This window comes from Sphingomonas xinjiangensis, assembly GCF_014199255.1.
Classification (GTDB): domain Bacteria; phylum Pseudomonadota; class Alphaproteobacteria; order Sphingomonadales; family Sphingomonadaceae; genus Sphingomonas; species Sphingomonas xinjiangensis.
On the sequence record NZ_JACIJF010000031.1, the window covers coordinates 1 to 21,730 of the forward strand.

Annotated in this window: 24 protein-coding genes; 15 read left to right on the forward strand and 9 right to left on the reverse strand. The window is 60.8% G+C overall.

Features of this window, described 5'->3' with window-relative positions; all coding sequences use genetic code 11:
• Positions 1-471: 471 nt before the first annotated feature.
• The 3 genes from FHT02_RS20090 to FHT02_RS20100 all read right to left on the reverse strand — a co-directional run bounded on the left by FHT02_RS20090 (position 472) and on the right by FHT02_RS20100 (position 3,055).
• A complete protein-coding gene (locus tag FHT02_RS20090) occupies positions 472-1,326 on the reverse strand; it encodes a transglutaminase family protein (RefSeq protein WP_184091799.1) in 855 nt (284 codons plus the stop codon).
• A 151-nt stretch (positions 1,327-1,477) separates the two neighbouring features.
• Entirely contained in the window at positions 1,478-2,500 is a 1,023-nt protein-coding gene (locus tag FHT02_RS20095; RefSeq protein ID WP_184091802.1) for an alpha/beta fold hydrolase, read from the reverse strand.
• Positions 2,501-2,788: 288 nt separating this feature from the next.
• Positions 2,789-3,055 (reverse strand): DUF6894 family protein, encoded by a 267-nt coding sequence (locus FHT02_RS20100; protein ID WP_184091804.1) that lies wholly within the window; start codon positions 3,053-3,055, stop codon positions 2,789-2,791.
• Between the two features lie 176 nt (positions 3,056-3,231).
• On the opposite strand from FHT02_RS20100, the gene FHT02_RS20105 reads away from it, so the two are divergent.
• On the forward strand, positions 3,232-3,627 hold the full coding sequence (locus FHT02_RS20105; protein WP_184091806.1) for an acyl-CoA thioesterase: 396 nt from the start codon (positions 3,232-3,234) through the stop codon (positions 3,625-3,627).
• 289 nt (positions 3,628-3,916) lie between these two features.
• On the opposite strand, the gene FHT02_RS20110 is transcribed toward FHT02_RS20105, so the two are convergent.
• Complete coding sequence (locus FHT02_RS20110; protein ID WP_184091808.1) at positions 3,917-4,813, reverse strand: LysR family transcriptional regulator; 897 nt, start codon at positions 4,811-4,813, stop codon at positions 3,917-3,919.
• 101 nt (positions 4,814-4,914) lie between these two features.
• Here FHT02_RS20110 and FHT02_RS20115 point away from each other — a divergent pair, with 101 nt between their 5' ends.
• The 9 genes from FHT02_RS20115 to FHT02_RS20155 all read left to right on the forward strand — a co-directional run bounded on the left by FHT02_RS20115 (position 4,915) and on the right by FHT02_RS20155 (position 12,861).
• Positions 4,915-5,592: a peroxiredoxin-like family protein gene (locus tag FHT02_RS20115; protein WP_184091810.1), complete on the forward strand. Its 678-nt coding sequence runs from the start codon at positions 4,915-4,917 to the stop codon at positions 5,590-5,592.
• Between the two features lie 29 nt (positions 5,593-5,621).
• Positions 5,622-6,290 (forward strand): glutathione S-transferase family protein, encoded by a 669-nt coding sequence (locus FHT02_RS20120; protein ID WP_184091812.1) that lies wholly within the window; start codon positions 5,622-5,624, stop codon positions 6,288-6,290.
• A gap of 54 nt (positions 6,291-6,344) precedes the next feature.
• Complete coding sequence (locus FHT02_RS20125; protein ID WP_184091814.1) at positions 6,345-7,157, forward strand: SDR family NAD(P)-dependent oxidoreductase; 813 nt, start codon at positions 6,345-6,347, stop codon at positions 7,155-7,157.
• A gap of 102 nt (positions 7,158-7,259) precedes the next feature.
• Positions 7,260-7,925 (forward strand): glutathione S-transferase family protein, encoded by a 666-nt coding sequence (locus FHT02_RS20130; protein ID WP_221239611.1) that lies wholly within the window; start codon positions 7,260-7,262, stop codon positions 7,923-7,925.
• The gene (locus tag FHT02_RS20135; RefSeq protein WP_184091818.1) at positions 7,891-8,910 is read left to right on the forward strand and encodes a zinc-binding dehydrogenase; all 1,020 of its coding nucleotides are present in this window, start codon (positions 7,891-7,893) and stop codon (positions 8,908-8,910) included. Before FHT02_RS20130 ends, FHT02_RS20135 begins: the two co-directional genes overlap by 35 nt.
• Positions 8,911-8,988: 78 nt before the next feature.
• Positions 8,989-9,411, forward strand: a complete 423-nt coding sequence (locus FHT02_RS20140; RefSeq protein WP_184091820.1) for an NADPH-dependent F420 reductase — start codon at positions 8,989-8,991, stop codon at positions 9,409-9,411.
• Entirely contained in the window at positions 9,408-10,076 is a 669-nt protein-coding gene (locus FHT02_RS20145) for a glutathione S-transferase family protein (protein WP_184091822.1), read from the forward strand. The genes FHT02_RS20140 and FHT02_RS20145 overlap by 4 nt, the downstream gene beginning before the upstream one ends.
• A 164-nt stretch (positions 10,077-10,240) precedes the next feature.
• Entirely contained in the window at positions 10,241-11,122 is an 882-nt protein-coding gene (locus FHT02_RS20150; protein WP_343057020.1) for an alpha/beta fold hydrolase, read from the forward strand.
• 524 nt (positions 11,123-11,646) lie between these two features.
• Positions 11,647-12,861 (forward strand): HEPN/Toprim-associated domain-containing protein, encoded by a 1,215-nt coding sequence (locus FHT02_RS20155; protein ID WP_184091826.1) that lies wholly within the window; start codon positions 11,647-11,649, stop codon positions 12,859-12,861.
• A 66-nt stretch (positions 12,862-12,927) separates the two neighbouring features.
• On the opposite strand, the gene FHT02_RS20160 is transcribed toward FHT02_RS20155, so the two are convergent.
• Positions 12,928-13,767 carry a DUF3800 domain-containing protein gene (locus FHT02_RS20160; RefSeq protein WP_184091828.1) on the reverse strand — a complete coding sequence of 280 codons (840 nt, stop codon included), beginning with the start codon at positions 13,765-13,767 and terminating at the stop codon, positions 12,928-12,930.
• Between the two features lie 196 nt (positions 13,768-13,963).
• On the opposite strand from FHT02_RS20160, the gene FHT02_RS22140 reads away from it, so the two are divergent.
• Positions 13,964-15,520: a Shedu anti-phage system protein SduA domain-containing protein gene (locus tag FHT02_RS22140; RefSeq protein ID WP_184091830.1), complete on the forward strand. Its 1,557-nt coding sequence runs from the start codon at positions 13,964-13,966 to the stop codon at positions 15,518-15,520.
• Between the two features lie 1,260 nt (positions 15,521-16,780).
• On the opposite strand, the gene FHT02_RS20170 is transcribed toward FHT02_RS22140, so the two are convergent.
• The 3 genes from FHT02_RS20170 to FHT02_RS20180 all read right to left on the reverse strand — a co-directional run bounded on the left by FHT02_RS20170 (position 16,781) and on the right by FHT02_RS20180 (position 18,546).
• Positions 16,781-17,056: a hypothetical protein gene (locus FHT02_RS20170; protein WP_184091832.1), complete on the reverse strand. Its 276-nt coding sequence runs from the start codon at positions 17,054-17,056 to the stop codon at positions 16,781-16,783.
• Positions 17,057-17,201: 145 nt separating this feature from the next.
• Complete coding sequence (locus tag FHT02_RS20175; protein ID WP_184091834.1) at positions 17,202-17,753, reverse strand: PRC-barrel domain containing protein; 552 nt, start codon at positions 17,751-17,753, stop codon at positions 17,202-17,204.
• Between the two features lie 103 nt (positions 17,754-17,856).
• Complete coding sequence (locus FHT02_RS20180) at positions 17,857-18,546, reverse strand: recombinase family protein (protein ID WP_184091836.1); 690 nt, start codon at positions 18,544-18,546, stop codon at positions 17,857-17,859.
• A gap of 260 nt (positions 18,547-18,806) precedes the next feature.
• Here FHT02_RS20180 and FHT02_RS20185 point away from each other — a divergent pair, with 260 nt between their 5' ends.
• Both FHT02_RS20185 and FHT02_RS20190 read left to right on the forward strand, forming a co-directional pair.
• Positions 18,807-19,100, forward strand: coding sequence for an AbrB/MazE/SpoVT family DNA-binding domain-containing protein (locus FHT02_RS20185; protein ID WP_184091838.1), 294 nt, complete (start codon positions 18,807-18,809; stop codon positions 19,098-19,100).
• Positions 19,097-19,483, forward strand: a complete 387-nt coding sequence (locus tag FHT02_RS20190) for a type II toxin-antitoxin system VapC family toxin (RefSeq protein ID WP_184091840.1) — start codon at positions 19,097-19,099, stop codon at positions 19,481-19,483. Before FHT02_RS20185 ends, FHT02_RS20190 begins: the two co-directional genes overlap by 4 nt.
• 315 nt (positions 19,484-19,798) lie before the next feature.
• Here FHT02_RS20190 and FHT02_RS20195 read toward each other — a convergent pair whose 3' ends face one another.
• Positions 19,799-20,710, reverse strand: coding sequence for a transposase (locus FHT02_RS20195; RefSeq protein WP_246352591.1), 912 nt, complete (start codon positions 20,708-20,710; stop codon positions 19,799-19,801).
• Positions 20,711-21,002: 292 nt separating this feature from the next.
• Between FHT02_RS20195 and FHT02_RS22325 the strand changes: the two genes are divergently transcribed.
• Both FHT02_RS22325 and FHT02_RS20205 read left to right on the forward strand, forming a co-directional pair.
• Positions 21,003-21,194 (forward strand): AbrB/MazE/SpoVT family DNA-binding domain-containing protein, encoded by a 192-nt coding sequence (locus tag FHT02_RS22325; protein WP_425506467.1) that lies wholly within the window; start codon positions 21,003-21,005, stop codon positions 21,192-21,194.
• Positions 21,187-21,576, forward strand: coding sequence for a type II toxin-antitoxin system VapC family toxin (locus tag FHT02_RS20205; RefSeq protein WP_343057021.1), 390 nt, complete (start codon positions 21,187-21,189; stop codon positions 21,574-21,576). The genes FHT02_RS22325 and FHT02_RS20205 overlap by 8 nt, the downstream gene beginning before the upstream one ends.
• Positions 21,577-21,730: the final 154 nt, after the last annotated feature.

Genomic DNA, 21,730 nt, shown 5'->3' on the forward strand with positions numbered 1-21,730 from the left:
CGGGGAACAGCCACCCTCCGCACCATCGCTGATAGAGGTAGCTCGCTCCCGCGATTACCCCATGTTCATATTCGAACTACCGGTCACCGACCGACAATCTCTCGGTGAATTCTCGCCTGACCACTTTCGGGTGACAGAACGCGATAGCTGCCGTTGATCGCAGCCGAGTAATGCGGTGGCTAGCGACCGGATCTTTGCCGTTCCTGACCGGTCAATTGACGCCTAGAACTTGCCGCTTGGTTCTGTGGTGTAGCGCTATTCCTTATGGGAATGCAGCGCTCGATCGAGAGCCTGCACCAACCTTCGCCAGATCTACGTCCAGCGCCTCGGCAATCAGCCGGCACGCTTCGTTGAGGATTTCGTCAATATCATCGTGGCCGAGCACGAAATTACCGAGTTCGGACAGGACGCGTTGGCGCCTCGCAAACTCTTGTTGGCCATCCAATTCAGCTCAACGTCCGTGCGACTGGCTTACACGGCCCGCACGCTGACCCGAACTTCCATATCCGTGAAATCCTCAGGCGCGCCGACGAAGCCGCCGCTGATAGGCATGATCTGCGCGTTGCAACGCCCAACCGCCACTGCCACGAGATTGGCCGATCCCACCCGCTGGTGCGTGGGATCAAAGGCGATCCATCCGGCACCGGGCAGATAGACCTCTGCCCAGGCGTGAGTCGAGCCCGCATCGTCCAGCGTAGCGTCAGGGTCCAGGAGATAGCCCGACACAGCCCGTGCACCAAAGCCGAGATGACGCACGGCATCGATGAAGAGAGCCGCGATGTCGCGGCATGATCCGCTTGCCAGAGACAGCGTTTCCGCTGGGGCTTGTGTGCCCTCCTCCTCCCGGATGCGGTAAGAAATGCCCGCCAAGAGACCGTTGTTGACGTCCTTGAGGAGCGACAGCGTGTCCGTCGGCGACGAGTACACGAACGCTCGTGCCCAGCGGCGGACAACTGCTCCAGGGTCTGGATGCTGGGGCGTCATCAGGTGACCGAGGTCGAGTAGCTCAGCTTCCGAGTACGGGAAGGGGTAAGAATTAGCACCGGGCGCGACCTCGAAGATCGGCCACGCCGGTGCACACTGCTCGACAATCAATTCGCTGCTTATCACGAGATCCTTAGCGCTCTCGGCGAAGCTGGCGGTAGCGACCAGGTTCCCGAAAACGTCTTGGCTCCAGTTCAACGCGGCATTGGGCGTGCACCGGATAGCGCTGTTGAGAACGCGAAGCTCATGGCTCCCCCGCGGGAAGAGTAGCAGGCGGTGGAGCTGGAGCGCTACCGGGCGCGCATAATGATAGGTAGTACTATGTCGGATGGCGAGCTTCATAAGTGCCTCAACTCACGAACGCCGCATCCTGTCACTTGCCCAGAAGCGGCCGTCCGATCATTCCCAACTTGAGTCGCAAGCGCGTCGATGGCAGAACGCTTCCTTGTTCATCGACAAAGCCGTTCGCGGTGGTTGCGTTCTCGACGTATGCTTATGCACTCCGCCGGGCGTCGGCTATAGCGGTCACGACCTGCTCAGGAACCTTGTAGTGAAATAGGTGTCCTTGCTCGGCCACCATCCGCAACTCAGCGCCGCCGACCTCGCCGACAAGCCGCTCGCTATGCTTACCGACGTGCGCAATGAGATCGCCCTCTCCAGCCATGATGATCACCGGAAGGTCGAGCTCGGCGTACCGCTTGCTCAGCGCCATCGCACTCGGGATCATCATCGCGGTGTCGGCAGCCGTCGCACGCACCTGCGACGGACGCAGAGCCATGGATTTTGGGAAGGACGCGAACTTCTCCGATATCTGCGCGGGTGCGAAGCTCGCCTTAACCGCTGCCGGCCCGATCAGGAGGGCCGTCAGCGGTGCTGTAGTGCTGGCGATTAGATCTCCGAGCACCGGAATGGCCGGAATCGAAGACGGAACGACGTCCGGGCGCGCCGTGCCATAATAATAGCCCGAGAGCAGCACCAAACCGGCGGTCGCCTCCCGATGTTCAAGCGCCATCGCCAACGCGACCAGCGTCCCCCAGCTGTGGCCCACGACAATTGCCGGTCCCACGCCGATCTGCTTGAGCGCTTTCGCGATCAGGTCGGCCTGCGCTGCGGCGGTCCAAACTTTGGAACGCGGACGATCGCTGTAACCGAAGCCGGGCCGATCAAACGCGATGACGCGGTGATGCTCCGCGGCCAGTTCGAGCACGCCGCTTAGCTCGAAGTCCTGCAGCATCACGCCGTTGCCGTGGAGAAGCACCACGGCGGGGCCCTCACCACGATCAACATAGTGGAGCCTCACGCCATCGACTTCGACGAAATCGCCAGTCGGCGGGTAATCCGCTTCAGCGCGTTTGGCGCTCGCCCGATTGAACAGGGCGAGGGCCGCTAGCGCTGCTGCGCCGGAGCCGCCCGCAAGCCACCCTTTGTTGTGCTTGATGGTGGTGAGCCAAGAAGTCTTGGAAGGCGCGGTCCGCTCAACATGTTGGTGAGACTTCTTGTTCGGCTTCTGTGTCATCTCACGTCAACCATTGTGCATTGCACAAAGTTGCGCCGAGCTGCTGTAATGAGGGCAGAGCTCTCGTGCGAAACTTGGAACGTTATGCTCACTGGGAGCTAGTCTGAACACGGGTGCCTGACGCGTTCGGGCGGCCGCTCGACGCAAACGGCCTAGCGCCGACGGCACGGTTTTGGATGTTCGTCGGAACAATGCGCTGCAAGGCGTGACTGCCTCCATAATAATCTCGCCAAAGCTGTGCTGTCGCTCCGGAGACCAGGCAACTGCTTGGCTATCGGCGAACCGAGCTCAAATTGCAGGCGGCTTGTCGGCTACGGCGCTTTCCAGATGCACCGTCGCGGCGAACGGAACGATGATGGCGCGGCCAGTACTCTCCTCGACAACCTCTATCCGACACCCAAGACACAGTTTTCCTTCGGCGACTTCAGCAGCGAGCAGAGCACGCGCCTCGATTTTTGCTTGCTTTACAGCGTCGTTCATATCGAGGAAGTCGCGACCTTCATCGTCGGCGATGAGAGTGCCGCAGTCGTGCAGGTGAAAAAAGAAGCGTGCCACTTACCCATCCTGATCGTTGCCCGACCTCAACGGCCAGCGATCAAGATCGGTCCTGAGTTGTCGCGCCGGTGGACACGGCGAAATCCAGCATGGCCACACGTTAAGGACGCATAGAGGGATCATCGCCCGCGGACGATGACGGAACGGCAGTTAATCATGGGCATTGTCGGATAGTTATGTCGGACGCGTCCACCACGACCGAAATGCTAATTGAGGTGATGCCGCGCGATCTCAATTCGGCAGGGCTCATCGACACAGCCGCATATCTGAGGTGGGTGCAGGCGGTGGTGATCAGGCATTGGGAGAGATTTGCATCGAAGGCTGCACAAGATTCAACGCTATGGAGCGCAGTGAAGCACGTCGTCTCACACGAGGCCGCGGGTCGCCACGAAGACCACCTTGTGGCACATACCCGAATAAAGAAGCTGAAGGGCGTGCGAGCGCTGTTCATCACCACGGTGACGAGCGGGGAAAAGCTGCTCGCTGAAATAGAGAGCACCTGGGTCTGCCTCGATAGCTCAACGAAGCTCCCGAAGGCATTGGACCCGGAGGTAGTTCGCAACTTTCTTTAGCTCTGGTGCTCTATCCGAGCTTCGCTGCCTTGGCAGCTCGGCGCCAGCAGCTGCCGTTTAGGGCTGCCCGCCCGCTTCCCGGAAGCTGCCGTAGGTTCATCTACGAACCACCCCCCGACCGAAGACCTTCCGGTGGATTCCCGCTTCAACATTTTTCGTGGCAGAACGCGATAGCTGCCATTGATCGCAGCCGCTCGAAGTGGCGGGTAGCGACCCAATCCGCGCGGTTCGGTAGATCGGCGCGACGCTGAAGGCGGCCCTCCCGCGACGCGCAGCAGCTCAGTTCCGATCAGGACGGAGTGTTAAGCGCAACTTCGAGGTGATCCACGACCGCCCGGACCTTTGCTGATGGTCGCGGGCCCGCCGGAAAAACAGCATAGACCTCGGCCGGATCGAGCCGGTAGGGTTGTAGCAGCTGTATAAGCTGGCCAGTGCGCAATTCTTCTCCTGCCATAACACGGGTCGCCAGCGCGATGCCCAGCCCCGCTACCGCAGCCGCCAGAACCCCCGGCGCCGAGTTGATCCAAAGTTTCGCTTGGACATCAACAGAAGTGACGGTCTGATCGTGCGTGAAGCGCCAGCTTTCACGACCGAACAGGCCATGCTGGACGATGCAACTGTGTCGCGCGAGATCGGCTGGATTGTCGGGGGCGCTAAATGCCAACAGGTAGGCCGGTGCCGCAACTACCAGCCGCTCGACGAACGCGAGCTTGCGAGCGCCGAAAGCTGAATCATCCAGCAGCCCCACGCCTAAGCGAATGGCAATATCAACCCCATCGGCGATAAGGTTCTGGCGAGCATCGCTCATGACGATCTCGACCCGAAGCTCAGGATGCCGGGGCAGGAAGGTGGCGAGCGCCGGAATGACCGCGCGGGTGCCGTAGAGCACCGGCATTGCGAGACGAACCACGCCGTGCAGCGAGTCGATGCCGCGAGCCGCCTGCTCGGCTTCTTCCATCTCTGCAAGCAGATACCTCGCACGCTCGAGATAAAGAGAACCGGCTTCTGTCAGCGAGATGCTGCGGGTAGTGCGTAGCAGCAGCGTCGTTCCTAGCCGCGCTTCCAGCGCGCCGATGATGCGCGACACCGAGGGCTGCGAAAGATTCAGCTCGCGCGCGGCGCGCGACAGGTTCCCGCTGTCGGCCACACGTACAAAGACAGTCATTTCCTGCCAGCGGTCACTCATTCGAAATCCGAATATATGTTGTTTGCATCGGACGGATACACCGACTGCCACGGATGACATAGATCTCCTCTTACGGATCTGCCGTGACACGGAGAATGGCAATGAGGCTCCAGGACAAGCTCGACGCAATGCGCGAGGACTTCGAAAACGGGCGCTTGCCGCTCGTCCCGACCCGCGATCAGCTTGAGACTATGCAGCGCGCAACCCAGATGCTGATCGACAGCGAAAGGGCCGATTACGCGCTGGCAGCCGGCGACAAGGCGCCCGAGTTCACGCTTCAGGATGCGGCCGGCAGCAGCGTGAGTTCGCGCGCGCTGCTGGAACGGGGCCCGCTGGTCACGACCTTCTATCGCGGCATCTGGTGTCCTTATTGCAACTACGATCTCCAGGCGCTGGAAGAAGTCCGGCCCGAGATCGAGGCACGGGGCGCGAGCCTTGTGGCTATCTCACCGCAGACGCCGGCGAACAGCCGCAAATCGCGGCGCGACAACAAGCTCGACTTCGCAATCTTGAGCGATCCGGGTGCCACGGTCGCGGCCGAGTTCGGCCTGCGCTTCTCTCTGCCCGACGATCTGATCGAGGTCTATCGACAGTTCGGCGCCGACTTAGCAACGGTCAATGACGATCCCTCAGGGGTGCTGCCGATGCCCGCGCGCTACGTGATCGGGACGGACGGCGTGATCGCCTATGCCGAGGTCAACCCCGACTACACCCGACGCCCCGATCCGTCCGAGCTGCTGCCAGTGCTTGAGCGGTTGCGTGCGAGCTTTTCGGCCTGATCCCAAAGCACCTAAAAAGGAGAACTTCGATGGCTATCAAGATTTATGGCGATCCCGGGTCGGGCAGCCTGCGTCGCGTTACGTCGGCAGCTGCTGTTATGGGCATCGACATCGAGCGCGTGGGAATCGACCTCTTCAAGGGCGAGAGCCACACGCCCGAGTTCCTGAAGCTGAACCCGCACGGGCTATCGCCGGTGATGGTGGACGGCGACGTCGTCCTCTACGAGTCCTCGGCGATCAACATCTACCTAGCGGAAAAGGCCGGCAGCGACCTGCTCGGCGCCACGCCGCGGGAGCGGTACGAAGTGCTGCAGTGGATGTTCTGGTCGGGCGAGCAGTGGAGGATTTTCTCCGTGCTGACGTTCGATGAGCGGATCGGCAAGCGCTTCATGGGTCAGCCCGAGGACAAGAGCATCACCGACCTGACGTTCGCCAAGATCCGCGCCGCTGGAGCCGTACTGGATGCGCACCTCGCGAGTCGGAACTTCATCGTGGGCGATCATCTGACGCTGGCGGATATCGACATCGCGGCCCCCTTCTCGCAGAACGAGCGCACGAAGGTGCCATTCAACGAGTTCCCTAACCTCGTCGCGTGGCAGCAGCGCCTGCTGGATACGGTGCCAGCCTGGGCTGCAACGAAGCGAGAAGTCGATGAGCGTATCGACAGCGCTTTGGCCGGCGCCGGAATCACGCTCTGAAACTTGGCACCGGCACCTCGAAGGTGACCGGCGCCAAACCATGAAGGTAGTTCCATGCAGATCGACTTGAGCCGCCGCACGGCCGTCGTAACGGGTTCCACCGCCGGCATTGGCCGAGGAGCCGCGGAGGGGTTGGCGCGGGCTGGCGCCTCAGTCATCATCAACGGCCGCACGCAGGCGCGGGTTGATGAGGCGCTGCAACAGATGCGCGCTGCGCTTCCGCAAGCGACCATTTCCGGCATCGCTGCCGATCTTGCGACTGCGGAAGGCGTAAACACCTTTATCGCGCAGGCGCCGGATGCGGACATTCTGGTGAACAACGTCGGCACGGCTTTTCTGCGGGACTACAACGGTATCGAGGACATCGCCGCGATCCCGGACGAGGACTGGCTTGCGCTGTTCCAGCTCAACGTGATGAGCGGCGTGCGTCTGTCGCGCCACTATCTGCCGCGGATGGTCGGCAAGGGCTGGGGACGTGTCGTCTTCGTCAGTAGCGAATCCGCGGTCAACATTCCCATGGAAATGCTTGACTACGGCACGACCAAGACGGCGCAGCTCGCCGTCTCACGCGGACTGGCCGAAGCGGTCGCGGGCACGGGCGTCACCGTTAACGCAGTGCTTCCGGGACCGACCCGATCCGAGATCCTCGGCAACTACATGGCGAAGCAGGCGGAGGACAACGGCATAACAGTCGAGGAGGCCGAGCAGGGCTTCCTGCAGGCGCTTCGCCCGACGAGCCTGATCCAGCGCTTCGCCACGGTTGAGGAAGTAGGCAACATGATCGTCTACGCCTGCTCCGAGCAAGCGTCCGCGACGAGCGGCGCTGCCTTGCGCGTCGATGGCGGCGTGGTGCGGTTCGTAGCCTGACATTGAAGCTCCGGCGACGAGTACCGGTCACGTTTGCCAAAACCTGCACATGCACGCACGGACCGGTGCAGAGAGAGAACTATGAGCGCGGAAGGTCGAACGATGGACCACGAACTCTTTTGGATAAGCGGCAGCCCCTACGCGTGGCGGGCGCAGTTGGCACTCGAATACAAAGGTGTGCCGTATGTCTCGCGCCGCCTGGATGCGGGCAAGCAGGAACATCGCGCGTCGGCATTCCTCGCGCTGAACCCGCGTGGCAAGGTTCCGGTGCTGAAAACTGGCGACACGGCGCTATACGAGTCCGTGGCGATCATCGCTTTCTTGGATCGCGCGTATCCTGACGTGCCGTTGCTCGGACACACAGCGCAGGAGCACGGCCACATCTGGCAGCGCGTGAGCGAGTTCGAGAACTACACGCGCGATCTGTTCGACGTGGAGATCGTCCGGCCGCTGCTGCGGGGCTACGCGAAGGACAATCCCGGAGCGATGCGCGCGTCAGCCGCTCGCGTCTATGATGCTCTTGGCTGGATGGAGCAGGCACTGTCGATTACGCCTTATCTGGCAGGCGACGATATCACCGCAGCAGACATCGTCGCACTGCCGAACATCCAGATGCTGCGTCGGGTCGCAGTGCGTCCGGAAGCTATCGAAATGGAGCTTGGCCTCGAAGACCTCGGCGCGCGCCTGCCAGCGTTGGGCGCCTGGCTGTCGCGCATGGAGACAGTGCGGGGCTATGACGCTGCTTACCCACCGCATTGGCGGAGTTGATAGGGTGGTCGTGATGACATTGGTGATCGCTCAATACGGACAGGGCGGCCCGGATGTGTTGCGGGCCGAGAATCGCGACCTTGCGGCACCCGGCGCCACACAGGTTGAGGTCGAGCAGAAGGCAATCGGCTTCAACTACTTCGATGCCTTGCAGCGCCGGGGCTTCATCTCCCAGGACGAGCCGGGCCGCGTGATGGGGATCGAAGGCGCCGGAGTGGTGACGGCGATCGGGGCGGGTGTCACCGATTTTGCGGTTGGCGATCGCGTCGGATATCTCCGGTCGCAGGGAGCCTATGCCGCCACCCGCCTGATCGAGGCGGACCTGCTGTTCCCGTTGCCGCAAGACATCGGCTTCGAGGCTGCTGCCGCGCTGACCGTGAAGGGGTTTACGGCGTGGCTCTGCGCGGTTCGGCTCTTCGATGTTCAGCCCGGCCAGACCGTCCTTGTCACCACCGCTGCGGGCGGCGTTGGGTCTTTGACGGCACGGCTCGCGACGTATCGCGGCGCCCGCGTGATCGGCGTGGTAGGCAGCGAAGCGAAGCGCGCCCTCGCGCACGACAACGGTGCCGTCGAGGTCGCCATCGGACTGGACGATGCGATCGATCTGGTCGCGCGGCTCACCGAGGGAAACGGGGTCGATGTCGTGTTTGACGGGATCGGCGCAGATACCGCAGACCGCCTGCTCGACGTTGGTAGCGTGCGTTCGGGCGGGACGATCATCTCGTTCGGCGCTTCCGGCGGCTGGCCCAAGGCCGACCCTGACGCGGTTGCGCGCCGCGGTGCTACGGTCGTCGCCCCGCAAGTCCCGAATTACATCAAGACAGCGGCCGAGCTTCGCGCTGGCATGGCGGAAGTGTTCGCCCTCTACCGCGACGGCGGGTTCGGCGAGATCTCGCCCGCACGGTACCCCCTGCGGGATGCGGCTGCGCTCCATGCCCATGTCGAGAGCCGGACCGCTTCGGGCATCTCGGTACTGGTGCCGTAAGCGGCTCCCGGTCGCAGCGACCCTGACAGGGACCTTTGAGGCGCCTGCGATCGCAAGCGCAACAAGACAGGACGAACCATGAAGATCGGAATCGTGGGAAGTGGCCAGTTCGGAAAGCTCTGGTCGCAGGCGGGGCACCAAGTGCTGTTCTCGTCGCGCCATCCGCAGAAGCTGGCCGAGCTGGTCGAACAGCCAGGCGGCGCGGCGCGGGCGGGCACGCCCGTAGAGTCGATTGCCTTCGGAGACGTCGTCCTCCTGTCGAAGCCATTCGCTGCCCTGCTCGACTTTGGACGCAGCATGACCGAAGCGCTCGGTCGCAAAGTTTTGTTTGAAACGGCGAACCGCCCAACGGCGGATGCAGTGCGGCGATCATGCCGCGGAACCGGGCCCTATCTGCGGGAGTGGTTTTCGGGCGTGCCGATCGTGCGCGCCTTCAACAGCGGCTGGGATCGCACTCCCGCGACAGAGGCACAAGCCCTGGAACGAGGAGCAGCGCGATGAGTAAGCCCGATATCTTGCTCTACACGGCACCGACACCGAACGGGTGGAAGGCATCCGTGATGCTGGAGGAGCTCGGTTTGGCCCTGAATCTCACCGGCAAGGAACAGAAGCAGCAGACATATTTAAACATCAACCCGAACGGACGCATCCCGGCGATCGTGGACCGCGCGAACGGCGACTTCGCGGTGTTCGAAAGCGGCGCGATCCTGATCTATCTCGCCCGCAAATATGGCAAGTTTCTCCCATCGGACGCGAACGGGGAGTCTCGTGTCCTTCAGTGGTTGATGTTCCAGATGTCCGGCGTGGGCCCCATGATGGGGCAGGCCAATGTGTTCTACCGGTATATGCCCGAGAAGATCCCGGTCGCAATCCAGCGTTACCAGAATGAATGCCGTCGGCTTTTCGAGGTGCTCGATCGGCAGTTGCAGGGGCGAGACTTCATCTGCGACGATTACAGCATCGCTGATATCGCCCATTGGTGCTGGATCCGTATCCACGAATGGGCTGGCATCGATATGACCGGGCTAGATGATCTATCGGGTTGGGAGTTGCGAATGGCGGCTCGGCCGGCTTGTATCCGCGGCATCGACGTTCCGGAACCGTCGGATTTCCTGGCTTCCGCCAACAAGCATGTCGAGGCCGCGAGGGACCTCCTGCAGCGGTGACCGGGGTCGCCCGCAACGGCTGATCCGCTTACTCTTCGATCAATGCGCGTGTCAGATGTTGCACGCGCGCCGGACCATTCCCTCATTGCTGGCAGCTGGACCGGCAATGGTGAGAATCCCAGGCTTTCTTACTGCTGCCCCCCCTGCGATTGAAGGAGCCGTCTGTGTCCACCATCCACTACCGCCGCCAGAAGGTCGGTGAAGTCGACGTATTCTACCGCGAAGCTGGCCCTGAAGACGCGCCGGTCCTGCTGCTGCTGCATGGCTTCCCATCGGCAAGCCACATGTTCCGCGACCTGATCCCACTACTAGCAGATCGCTACCGGGTGATTGCGCCCGACCTGGCGGGGTTTGGCCAAACTAAGGCTCCCGCGCGGGATAGGTTCACCTACAGCTTCGACCAGCTGGCCCAGGTCCTGGGCGGCTTTGTCGATGCGATTGGTCTCGAACGCTACGCGATGTACATCTTCGACTATGGCGCGCCCGTCGGCTTGAGGCTGGCGATGCAGCATCCGGAACGCGTGACCGCGATCATCAGCCAGAACGGCAATGCGTATGAAGAGGGCTTCAGCGATCAATGGAGTGAGTGGCAGTCGTACTGGCGTGAGCCTACAAGTGCGCATCGTGAGGCCTGCCGCGCCTCATTGTCACCGGAAACGATCCGCAACTGGCAGTACGGCACTGGGGCGGATCCCGCGCTGTTGTCACCTGACGGCTACGAACTCGACATTGCCTACATGGCGCGCCCCGGCTCTGATGAGATCCAGCTCGACCTCATTCTCGACTATCGCAGCAACGTGGCATTGTACCCCGCCTTTCACGCCTATTTCCGCGAGCATCGTCCTCCGCTGCTTGCGGTGTGGGGACAGCATGATCCTGCCTTCATCCCGGCCGGCGCGCAGGCTTATCGGCGTGACGTGCCCGATGCGGAGGTGCACCTGCTTGATGCCGGGCACTTTGCATTGGAGACCCACCACCACGAGATCGCAGATCGAATCCGCGACTTCTTGGGGCGAATGCTGGCGCCCTCGCAAGTACGCGTCTGACGATCCGAAAACTGGCGCCGTCTGCGTAGGTTGGTTGAGCAATCGAAAGACGCGACTTAACTACCATTCTTATGCGAGACGGAGCTATCCTGAACGTGCGCAAGTGAGCGAGAGCAGACAGGCTCCTTTTCGCTCGAGAACCGGACCGGCGATTTCCAACGGGCTGGCGGTGAACGGCGGCTACGCGCTACGATTTCGTTCATCGAGCGCTTGGTCGCCGATCTGGTGAGCGAACATTCTGACACTGACTTCTGACACGCTGGAACCCGCAGAGAAGCGTGCGTCAGCTACGGGTGCCAAAACCGTCCGGTTGTGACACCAAAGACCCAATCGCGGATGTTGGGGCGGTGTTGCAGCTTTCCCGAAGCCGGGCATCATCCATGATGGCCGAAACCGGGAGCTGGGCGCCCCAATTCGAGTCCGTCTCCGCTTCTGACTGCGATCTCAAAAGAAGACGTTCCGCAGTGCCGCCGTCAGCCCCAATTACGATTGGACAGTCTCGCCGCCCGTGCGAGGATCGCAGGATGGGCTCCCCCATCCACCTTGCCGTCGGCCGCTTTGAAGTCGACTGGGGCAAAAACAACATGTTCACGATGCATGGTGAAATGTTCCAGCCAGGTGATGTCCATCTCGTGCCCTACGCCTACTGGGATGAGGACGCGGAAGCCATCATCGACGATCTCAAGGAGGGCGCAAGTCGTTCCCTTCGCCGGGTACTTCCCCGACTGGCGCTTCTTGGCCATTCCATCACTACGGCGAAGGCCGAGTTCGCCAGCATCGAGGGGCAGAGCGGAGAGCCGCTGTCGATCACGTTTGACCAGCTGGCTGAAGCGCTGACCGCCTTCGATGTAAGCTCACCGATTGTGGATGAGAGCGAAGACCACGGTTTCGGAGAGTTCTTCGCGCGCGAGATCTATGTCCGACTGGGCCTCGACAGGTTTGGCGGCGAGCGCTGGGTGGCCCGGGAACTCGGTTACGCGCTCGAAAATCTTTCGCCGGCTTCGGTCATGGTGCTCTTGGGACTCAACCCCAAGAACCTCGATGCGCCTGTGACGTGGCAATTCGCGGACGTGATCGAAGGTGGCTGGGCCGGCCGCGAGAGCATCATAGACAGCCTCGGCCGCGTGCGACGGTTCCTAATTGTAACCGAGGGTAGTTCGGACGCGAGGATCATCGGACAGGGCTTGCGCCTTCTCCGACCAGACGTCGCCGACTTCTTCTCGTTCGTCGACATGGAGGAAGGATATCCGTTCACCGGGACGGGCAACCTTCACAGGTTCTGCCAGGGCTTGGTCAGCATCGGCATCGAAAACAGGGTGTTGGTCGTGTATGACAACGATGCAGAGGGCGCGGCGCGCCATCGCGACACTCTGTCGCTGCGCCTGCCCCCGAACATGCGAGCAATCTGTCTACCGTCAAACGACCGGCTTCGAGCGTTCTCCACCGAAGGTCCTGAAGGTTCTGGCTTGGCCGACATCAATGGCCGGGCGGCGGCGATCGAATGCTACTTGGACCTCAATTACGCGGAATCAGAGAGGCCCGTAATTCGCTGGACGAGCTACCGCTCGGCTGAGGGGGTGTATCAGGGTGAGCTGATCGGCAAAGAACGCTACTACCGCCGCTTCCTCAAGCTCAACGAATTGCCGGCCGGCTATGACGCGTCCGGCCTTGAGCTGGTGCTGGACGCCATCATCCAAGCTTGTGAGGATGTCGCTCAGCACGTCAGCCCACCAACCTAGGACGACGCGACACCGCTGCGATAGGATAGCCGACGGCTCGATCTCCCGTATCGCCACCCCGGCCCGTTAGACTGCCCACCCTTCATGACGCGCGGCTTGATAGAACGCGACGCACGGTTCTTGCGGACAGTGCCCGAGCTTCTCGCGCTGCGGTTCGAGGATGTCGACCAAATCTTGGTAATAGGCCTGCTCGCCGGCATAAGCCTCTGCCTGCGATTTTAGCTCGAGATGACGGCGGTAGACCCAGCTCAGCGCATCGGCGACTTGCACCAGCGAAGAATGATCCGACTTAATCGCGAACGCGGTGTTGATGATTTGGTCGAAGCGATCCTTCGGCTTCCGGTCCAGCCAGACACTCTTACCGCGCTTCGTGCCTCGACGCTGATAAAGTCCGTCATACCATTCGCTGCACTTGTAAAGGCCGTCGGAAAGGTTCGCCATCTCCTGCTTGTTGTCGTCCATGATAGAGACGGTGAGTCCCTTGGAATTCGCCACCCCCTGCATTTTCTTCTGCACCAGCGAGGAGACGAACATGGCGCCCGCGATCCAATAGCTGTTCGCGAACGGATGGCTGTGACCGGCGGCAAGCGCGACGTCGAACCGATCGTAGGAGAGGGCGACGCCGTAGACCTTGCCGCCGTTGGCGACGGCGAGCTCGCAGATCTCGCGCAGGAAGTTCTTGCGCTGCTGCGCGGGCACTTGGTTCCACGCGCCGGCACCGTTGATGAAGCGCTTCGTCTTGAGGTCGCCGCGTGTGCCGGGGTGCTGGGCATATATGGCCTCGAGCTTTGCGTCGAAGTCGGCCGTTTTCTTGCGCAGCTTGTAGGCGTCGACCATCAGCCCCGTCATCACGAACACGTCGCCTTGGTCGCGGGCTCCGCTCTCGTCGACATAGATGAACTTCATGCATCCCCCCAAGCGCCGCGCGACGATTGCTGTTCACGTTCAGCCGCTTGCTCGATGGTGGACCCATGTCGATCCGCGGGCAACAGGCGCGGGAAACCGGGAGATCATCCAGAATGGTGACTGCGTATCGAGAAATCTGGGATGCCTAGACCTGATCACTGGTGGTAGTTAGCTTCCAACGCTCGCAGGCGCAGAGGTGAAAGTGGCGACCAACTCAGAGATTGACGAAGCCGTCGAGTTCGTCTCGGAGCCGCCCCGCACGGAATCCCGCCTCATAGTTGATCGCGCCGGTGACATCGTGGACGTCATGCTGCGATTGCCCGACATCGTGGAGCAGCGGGTTGCCCATCGTTTTCTCGACGGCGAGCCTCCGACGCCCCGTCGCATCCTACGCTTCGACTTCCACGAGGGTCAGCTAAGCATCTTTCCTCAGCTTACTCTGGAAACAGATAAGCTGTATCGGCAAAAATACCGACGCTTGAAGGAAATCGTCGTTGATCTCGACAAGGATCATGAGAGGCCTGAGGAGCACTTCGCTGTCATGGGCTTATTGGAGAGCCTGCCGAGCGGCTTGATGCGCGACCCTGAGTGGGGCTTCGGCTTCGTCAGAGAGATGAAGCCCTTGGTTCATGCCATCGAGCATATTCAGGGCGTCACCCGGTTCGTGATCGGTGAGATCGAGAACACCCGCGTTGAACGTGACACGTTCTACATGGGTGAAGGCGAATATAGCATCCTACGCACCGGCATGAACCGTATTGCCCGCCGCGCTCAGCAACAGAGCCTAACTGACCGAAGTATTCTGGCCCACAACGCCTCTATCCACGTGGCCCAGCCGGATAAGTTCCCGCTCAAGGAACGTCCCTATGAGCCGGGCATGATCTATCGTTTACTTGGAGGTACCCAGGCGAGCAGCGTGACGCTCAAGGGTAAGGATCGAGCAGGCCTACTTGCCGCGTTCGCCAACAATGCGTCCGCGATTGCTCGGCGCGATCCCAAGGAATTCGTGCAGCTTCAGAAAGACATCGAACTCGTCAGTCTGGATCAACTGATTGCAGACTTCGAGTTGCGCCTGAGGAGAAACAGCGCCGAGGCCGAGTGGCAGCGGCTCCTTGAAATCAACCCGTTCATTCTCTCGATGCTGTTCGGACAGCCCATAATCGTTATTCAAGCTGGCGCATCCGTTGGTGGACAGACCGTTACGGGCAGCGGAACCAAAATAGCAGATTTCCTTGCCAAAAACCCGGTCAGCCAGAACGCGGCGCTGGTCGAGCTAAAGACTCCAAAAACTCCGCTTCTGGGGCAGGAATACCGCAAAGGTGTGTTCGGCCCGTCAGCCCCACTTATGGGCTCTGTGATCCAGCTTCTCGATCAGCGGCTCAAGCTCACCACGAACATCATGACTACTCGCTATAACAACAGTGAGAATGAGCAGCTCAGCAACCTAGACGTGTCTGCGGTTGAATGCGTCGTGGTCGCCGGCACCACCCCCACAGAGAAGGACAAGCGCACATCCTTTGAACTCATGCGAAGCCAGCTAAAGGACGCACGCGTCATCACATTCGACGAATTGCTAGAAAGGCTGCAACTGCTTCGGGAACTTATATCGGGTGAGCGATATGAGTCGCAGATCGAAGAAGATGACTTTTACGATGTTGAAGCAGCGCTAGGGATCGCCAGCTACGCCTCCGACGCTGATGATGAGCGTTGGGATAACGAGGTTGGTGAAGAAGCCGACGACGTTCAGGTTTGACGTCCTTTTCAAGCGATCACAAGATCCCGCGAGTGAAGCCCAGGCGCCCTTGCAACAAGCCGAGCTCATGAATGACGTTCATGCCGGCCTGTAGCTTGCACTGGAGGTTTCATCCCCCGCGGTCGCATGACAAACGACACCACTGCCGCGTCAAGCATTTCCGACAATCGGGCGATGTTCGTCACCCTGCAACTGGAACGCGATTGAACGTGGTGTCACAACCGAGGGGTTGTGACACCTACTGGGAAGCCTGCCTCGATCTGGTGCCTCCGAGAGCGTCGATCACCGCTCAGTTCGTGTCTACCGCTCAGGAACACCCGACACATTCCAGCTTTGGAGGGATACTGTCCTTACGAAGGCATTGTCGAGCTGGAAGGCCGGGAGGTGCCGCGGTGCGCCCTCAAAGTTATCTAAGGCGACGACGCGGGCCTCTCCCGCACGCTTATCGCCCATTGATCCGTAGTTGATGACGGCCTATATTTAGAAGGCTGGTTCGCTCAAGATAGCGGATACACCAACCCTGAGGCTCGAGATGTGCTAGCGTCTCGAGCCTCAAATTTTTAGGGGCCGGCGCTGCTAGACGCCGGCCCCCGTCACTCACTCGCCCTTGCGAGCGACCTCGATGATTTTCAGCACCAAAGTGGCGAACGCGATGCAAAGCATGGCGCCACCGATGAGCAACTGTGCTAGTTCACTGTGTCCGATAGAGAATACACCTCCTTCGGCGGCATGAATACGCTCGACGCTGCTAGACGCCGTTCGTCACCGCCAAGCCCCTCCTTAATGATCATCGCTCCGCGCGGAAGGGCTTATTGCCTCAGCCGTCGGGAGATGGCAGCGAGTAGCTGATCTGTCGTTTGTATCTTAAGCTAGCGGCTTTTGATCCAGCAGCTCAGCTGAACGAACGGCAGCTTACCGCGTGTTTCGCCTGAAAGCTGCCGGGCAGCTTTCGGCCAAGCGTGACCCTTCGATGCAGGGAATTGGTGCAAGGCTGCACTCGTTATCAGCCGAGGTTTGCAGCCCAAATTAGTAGCTATCCGATAGCTGCAGCCAGTGCCGGCCTCGCTCGTACGTTGCTAGACGCCAAAGCGGCCGAAGCCGCTAGGGGTTTTCCGTGTCATAGCACGAAGACGCTACCCAGAAGCTTTCGCTACTCTGCCGACCTTCTAAACGCGTGGTTGAAGGAGGTGAAACGCGACTTGGCGAGGGTTGGCTGCCGAGGGGTCTCGAGTACGGCGACACGTAGACGAAGCCGCCGGATCACAGGGTCTGATCTGGGATGGCCGAGATATCCCGGTTCGATAAGCCCGCGCCCTCCTCCCGCAAAAATCGGGAAAGCTCGTCGACCTCATCAGGACCAAACTTGAGGTCCAGCTCATCCATCTCGATGCAGGCAGAGGTGCGTCCTTGGGCTGGTAGACGTTCGACGATCTCAGCGCACGCTTCAAGCGTGCCTTGCCCAACAACTTTCCGCTCAGTGCCGTCCTCCTCAGAAGCGTAGATCGTGGCTGGCTCGCTCAGGGGGTAAGTCGTCATGGTTGTTCCTATTGTTCCTGCCGAACCGCTAACGTGCGAACGTCGAGGTAGGACGCACGTCGGCCGCACCTGCAACCGTGGTGAGAGAGGCAGCCGAATGATGGGCGTTCTACTAGGTATCGAGCTTGAGCTAGCAGGGCCGCTTTCAGCCTGCAGTCGCGAGGGGGAGGTTTGCAACATCCGCAGCGCTGATGTTGCATTGGATGTGACCATCGGAAACGATCGCCTGCTTCCACGGGAGGCGATGCAAGGTCTCGCCTACGCCACCAACGCCGCCTGTACGGATGATAAGATAGTCTATGCGTCCGCCAACACACGCGGCCAAAGCATCAACGGCATAGGCAACAGTATCGCCGTTTGGGGACTTAACTGGTAAGCCATCAAGGCTACCCATTGAGAAGAGCTCCTCGCCCGAGCGTTCCTTGCTGCGCTCGACCTCGGCTGCAGCAGTGTCGCTTATCCGAGCGCGCCTACCCAGCCAGCGCCAAATGCCAAAAAGGTCTACAAGGCCGAGGAAGATGTTTGAGTAGAGGAGTTGGGTCTGTTGGGTCACCAGTCCAACGACGATCCACGCGGCTGCTCCGATGGTGAAGATGACAAAGCCCCAGCCGGTCACGCGTGCGCCGAGGTTTGAGGCTGTCATCAAGGCTGCAATGCATGTGGCTGCTAATGCTACCCAGCCTGCCAGGTCTTCCATCTACACATCCTAATTGCTTGAAGCTTCTTGGTGGGAAGGTCCGCTGCGAAGCGCCTGGTTCAGCGGAGTAGTTGCCGATTTCGGTGCGGCAGTTCAGGAAGGTCTATAACGTCTCGCTCAAGAGAGCAGTGCCCTCGTTAGCGACACAATCAGCAGACTTGGCCCGGTGCAGCGCTGTTACGCGCTTCACCTGGGCGACGCTGCACCCGGTTAGTTCGGCTGTCCGCGCGATGCTCATGCCGGTTTCTCGCAGCGCAATGATGCGGCGATGTTGGGCAACGTCAGCCTTGCGGCCGGTGTAGCGCCCTGCCCTCCTAGCGATCTCTATGCCTTCACGTTGCCGCTCGCGCCGGGTCTCGAAATCGTCGCGCGCAGTCTGAAGCGCAACGCGCAGCAGCATCTCTTGCACCGCTTCTAACACAATGCGTGCAACGCCGGAGCTGTCCGCGACAAGGTCGGACAGGTCGATGATCCCCGGCACGGCGGGGCGCGCCCCCTTCGCCTTGATCGTCGCCACCAGAAGTTCGGCTTCCGGCAGCGGCAGTCGGCTGATGCGGTCGATGCGCTCTGCCACGACGACCTCACCTGGCTGAAGGTCAGCCACCATGCGCAGCAGCTCGGGCCGGTCAGGCCGAGCTCCCGACGCTTTCTCCCGATACACGGCAGCGACATAGTAACCGGCTGCTCTAGCCCCGGTGACGATTGCCTCTTGGCGCGCGAGGTCCTGCTCGTCGGTGCTTACGCGCAGAACACACGAGCGGCGCGCATATCGTGGGGCGGTGTGTTCACGCATTGGCTCCTTTGAGTATACCCCAGGTAGCTAAGTACCGGCGGCATGGCTACTATGCAGCTGCAGCGGAGCTACGTGGCCTAGCTAACCAAGCCGATGCTAAATGGCCAGCGTCGTATGTGTTCAGCTAATTATGCCATCAGGGTACAAGACATCGAGGGCTCGTCATGCCTGCGAGCGATATACTGACACGGCCGTATCTTGAGTCATTGAATTCGAAATGGCACAACGACGATTACGTGCACAAGGCAGGAGAGGAGGGCATGGCTTTTCAGACAATGGACATCAAGGTGGCTTCGAATGGGCGAATGGTTCTGCCGCTGATCGTGAGGAAGGCAATGGGATTGCATGGTGATGGAAAGGTCATCCTCACCGTCGAGGGCGATCAAGTACGGCTGTCGCCGATTGGTCATGGCGTATCGCGTGCGCAGGCTCTTTACCGGGAACATGCCAAACAAGCGCGAACGACCGACGACTTTCTCAATGAGCGCAGGGCAGAGGCTGCCGCGGACGCTGGTGATGTCGCAGTGACCTATGAGGAAGGTAGTGCGGCATGACATCCATAGTTCTTGATGCATCCGCCGTCCTGGCTCTTGTTCGAGATGAAGCCGGCGCTGACAAGGTCAGCCCTTACGTTGGACGCGCTGCGATCTCAGCAGTTAACCTGCAGGAGGTGCTGAAGGAGCTGCTGCTTAGCGGATTGGACGAGCCGACCATCCGAGAACTTCTAGGCGAGCTTCGGCTCGATGTCCGCTCGCACGATGGCGAGGCGGCCTATGCTGCCGCTGGCTTGCATGCGCAAACCCGTGAGTTCGGACGCGGGCTTGGTGACGGCTCGTGTCTGGCGCTCGCCATGCAGCTGGGTGTCCCTGCCCTTACTGCGGATCGCGAGTGGGAGAAGGTCAAGGTAAAGGGCCTTATGGTGGAACACATCCGCTAGCGTCCGTATCAGCCGCGACAGACAACTTGCCAAGTCCGCGCGGCGGCGCGGCTGACGCAAAGGTGCATCGAAAGCGCCCGTTCAGCGGCGGAGTTATGCGACGGCTTCGCACTCTGAGCTGTTCTTTGCCTGCCCCGTCGCAAAAGTCAGGCAGACCGTGTGAAAAGGCGTGAGCAGCCTAGAGTGTACCGCAGATGCTATCTGTTGAACCGTCTTCGGCAGGAGATGTCTCGGTATTTCGCCCTGGTGATTTTGGGGCCGCGAGAAGCGCCTCGGCTGGCGTCCGGTGCGACATTCAGGCGCCGGGAGGCGTTATTATGCCCTTGCCGCGGCGACCAGACCCGGCACGCCGACCAAGGTAGTGGCTCGCCTGATGTTATAGGCGAGCGCTGTCAGACTGAACTCGCCGCGAACGTTCTCCAGCTGGCGCATCAGGAACGCGCCCTGACCCATCCATTGCTTGATGGTGCCGAACGGGTGTTCGACACTGTTTCGCCATTGGGCAAGCATGTCGGGACGCAGTGCCAGACGCGCCGCCATGCGGTCGAGCACGGCTTCGTTCTCCAGGCGCGAGACGCGGCGGAAGGTTCGGGTGCAGCGGGGTTTCAGCCCGCAAGCCTTGCAGGCATCGCGATTGGTGTAATCGACCTTCACATTGTCGCGGGACTTGCCGAAGTGACGCGGTGAGAGCACCGCCCCGGCCGGACAGACGAAGACGTTCCGGTCGAGCTCGTAGCGAAACACTTCCTTGCTGAAGAAGCCATCACGCACAGCGGGCCCGCGGATCGGCTTGGGAACATAGGCGGTGACGCCGGCCGTCTGACAGGCCTCGATGTCCTCGATCTTGAAGTAGCCGCGGTCGGCGACAGCCTCGATCCGCTCGACACCGAGCGCCTCCATTGCCGCTGTCGCGGTCTGGGCGAGTAGGCCCATGTCGAGGACCTGATTGCTCACCGCCTGCTCGGCGATCAGCTTGTGCTTCACGTCCACGGCGAGCTGGATGTTGTAGCCAACCCCCACCTTAGTCATGCGCGCCATTGCGCGGGCATCCGGATCCGTGAGCGAGATCTGCTCAGCGCCGGTACGTTCCATCTCGGTCAGCAGGGCCTTCTGTCGATCTCGCTTGCCCTGAATGGCTGCGATCTTCTCGGCCAGCTTCCCGCCACCCCGGCCTGACCCGTTCGGCGTACGATCATCATCGGCGTCGCTCTCATCAAGCCGTTTCATGTAAGCGGCGAGCTTCTCGTCGGCCTCTTGGATAAACCGGGTAAGCGAAGTGCGGGTAAAATTGCGATCCTTGTTGTTGACCGCAAATCCTGTGTGGCAAGTGGCCGTCGTGCCCGCACAGCGGTCTGTTAGCGGACATCTGTCCCCGAAAGCCGGGATGTACGGAAGATTTATGGGTGACCGGCGCGGCTGAGCTGTAGTATCATCGATCTCCACAATCTTCAGGAGTCCGACAGTGAACGTTCAGCGTGGGCGGCTTGTCTCGGGTGGTAGGCTTCAGCTGCCGGCCGAGATGCGGAAGGCTCTGTCTCTTGACGACGGAGATACAGTACTACTAGAGATCGTAGGCGGGGAAATACATGTTCGTCCCCTTCGAGACGCCGTCTCCCGTGTTCAGGCACGTCTGCGGGAGTATGTTTCCGCCGACGTCAGTCTGTCTGCCGAGTTGATAGCTGACCGGCGAGCGGAGGCGATTAGTGAGTAAGACGCGCTACATGCTGGACGCGTCGGCCCTGCTCGCACTGATGCTTGGCGAGGATGGTGCGGAGGCAGTGCATGCCGTGCTACCGAACGCCCAGGTATCGACGGTTAACCTCTCTGAGGTGATAGCGAAGTTACAGGAAAAGGGAGTTCCGAACGAAGTGATCTCCAGCACAATTGCCGAACTCGATTTGGATGTGGTGCCCTTCGACCGAGCTCAAGCTGTACATGCCGGACTTCTGCGAGCTCACACACGAAGCTACGGCCTGTCTTTGGGAGATCGCGCCTGTCTGGCTGCGGCTGCAGCCGCGGGCGCAACCGCTGTCACCTCTGATCGTGCATGGAGCAAGCTTAAGACAGGCGTGCTGATTGAGGTCGTCCGCTAAGGATGAGGCCACAAGCTGCCAGTCCACGCGTCTTTTGTAAGCGCTTAGCAACGACCGTCCGCGTCCGTGTGTGGACGCCCCTCTGGATGCAAGGGGGTGTTCGAGAGATTTGTTCGCGCAGGTTCAGGTGCTTCCGTGTGTCCGGCCTGTTGAT

Coding starts and splice junctions, on each gene's coding strand:
- FHT02_RS20130 (WP_221239611.1), top strand. CDS start 7,260: ATGGACCACGAACTCTTTTGGATAAGCGGCAGCCCCTACGCGTGGCGG.
- FHT02_RS20185 (WP_184091838.1), top strand. CDS start 18,807: ATGGCTTTTCAGACAATGGACATCAAGGTGGCTTCGAATGGGCGAATG.
- FHT02_RS20140 (WP_184091820.1), top strand. CDS start 8,989: ATGAAGATCGGAATCGTGGGAAGTGGCCAGTTCGGAAAGCTCTGGTCG.
- FHT02_RS20175 (WP_184091834.1), bottom strand. CDS start 17,753: ATGGAAGACCTGGCAGGCTGGGTAGCATTAGCAGCCACATGCATTGCA.
- FHT02_RS20160 (WP_184091828.1), bottom strand. CDS start 13,767: ATGAAGTTCATCTATGTCGACGAGAGCGGAGCCCGCGACCAAGGCGAC.
- FHT02_RS20090 (WP_184091799.1), bottom strand. CDS start 1,326: ATGAAGCTCGCCATCCGACATAGTACTACCTATCATTATGCGCGCCCG.
- FHT02_RS20170 (WP_184091832.1), bottom strand. CDS start 17,056: ATGACGACTTACCCCCTGAGCGAGCCAGCCACGATCTACGCTTCTGAG.
- FHT02_RS20190 (WP_184091840.1), top strand. CDS start 19,097: ATGACATCCATAGTTCTTGATGCATCCGCCGTCCTGGCTCTTGTTCGA.
- FHT02_RS20180 (WP_184091836.1), bottom strand. CDS start 18,546: ATGCGTGAACACACCGCCCCACGATATGCGCGCCGCTCGTGTGTTCTG.
- FHT02_RS22325 (WP_425506467.1), top strand. CDS start 21,003: ATGCGGAAGGCTCTGTCTCTTGACGACGGAGATACAGTACTACTAGAG.
- FHT02_RS20105 (WP_184091806.1), top strand. CDS start 3,232: ATGTCGGACGCGTCCACCACGACCGAAATGCTAATTGAGGTGATGCCG.
- FHT02_RS20110 (WP_184091808.1), bottom strand. CDS start 4,813: ATGAGTGACCGCTGGCAGGAAATGACTGTCTTTGTACGTGTGGCCGAC.
- FHT02_RS20115 (WP_184091810.1), top strand. CDS start 4,915: ATGAGGCTCCAGGACAAGCTCGACGCAATGCGCGAGGACTTCGAAAAC.
- FHT02_RS20125 (WP_184091814.1), top strand. CDS start 6,345: ATGCAGATCGACTTGAGCCGCCGCACGGCCGTCGTAACGGGTTCCACC.
- FHT02_RS20145 (WP_184091822.1), top strand. CDS start 9,408: ATGAGTAAGCCCGATATCTTGCTCTACACGGCACCGACACCGAACGGG.
- FHT02_RS20135 (WP_184091818.1), top strand. CDS start 7,891: ATGACGCTGCTTACCCACCGCATTGGCGGAGTTGATAGGGTGGTCGTG.
- FHT02_RS20155 (WP_184091826.1), top strand. CDS start 11,647: ATGGGCTCCCCCATCCACCTTGCCGTCGGCCGCTTTGAAGTCGACTGG.
- FHT02_RS20095 (WP_184091802.1), bottom strand. CDS start 2,500: ATGACACAGAAGCCGAACAAGAAGTCTCACCAACATGTTGAGCGGACC.
- FHT02_RS20120 (WP_184091812.1), top strand. CDS start 5,622: ATGGCTATCAAGATTTATGGCGATCCCGGGTCGGGCAGCCTGCGTCGC.
- FHT02_RS20195 (WP_246352591.1), bottom strand. CDS start 20,710: ATGAAACGGCTTGATGAGAGCGACGCCGATGATGATCGTACGCCGAAC.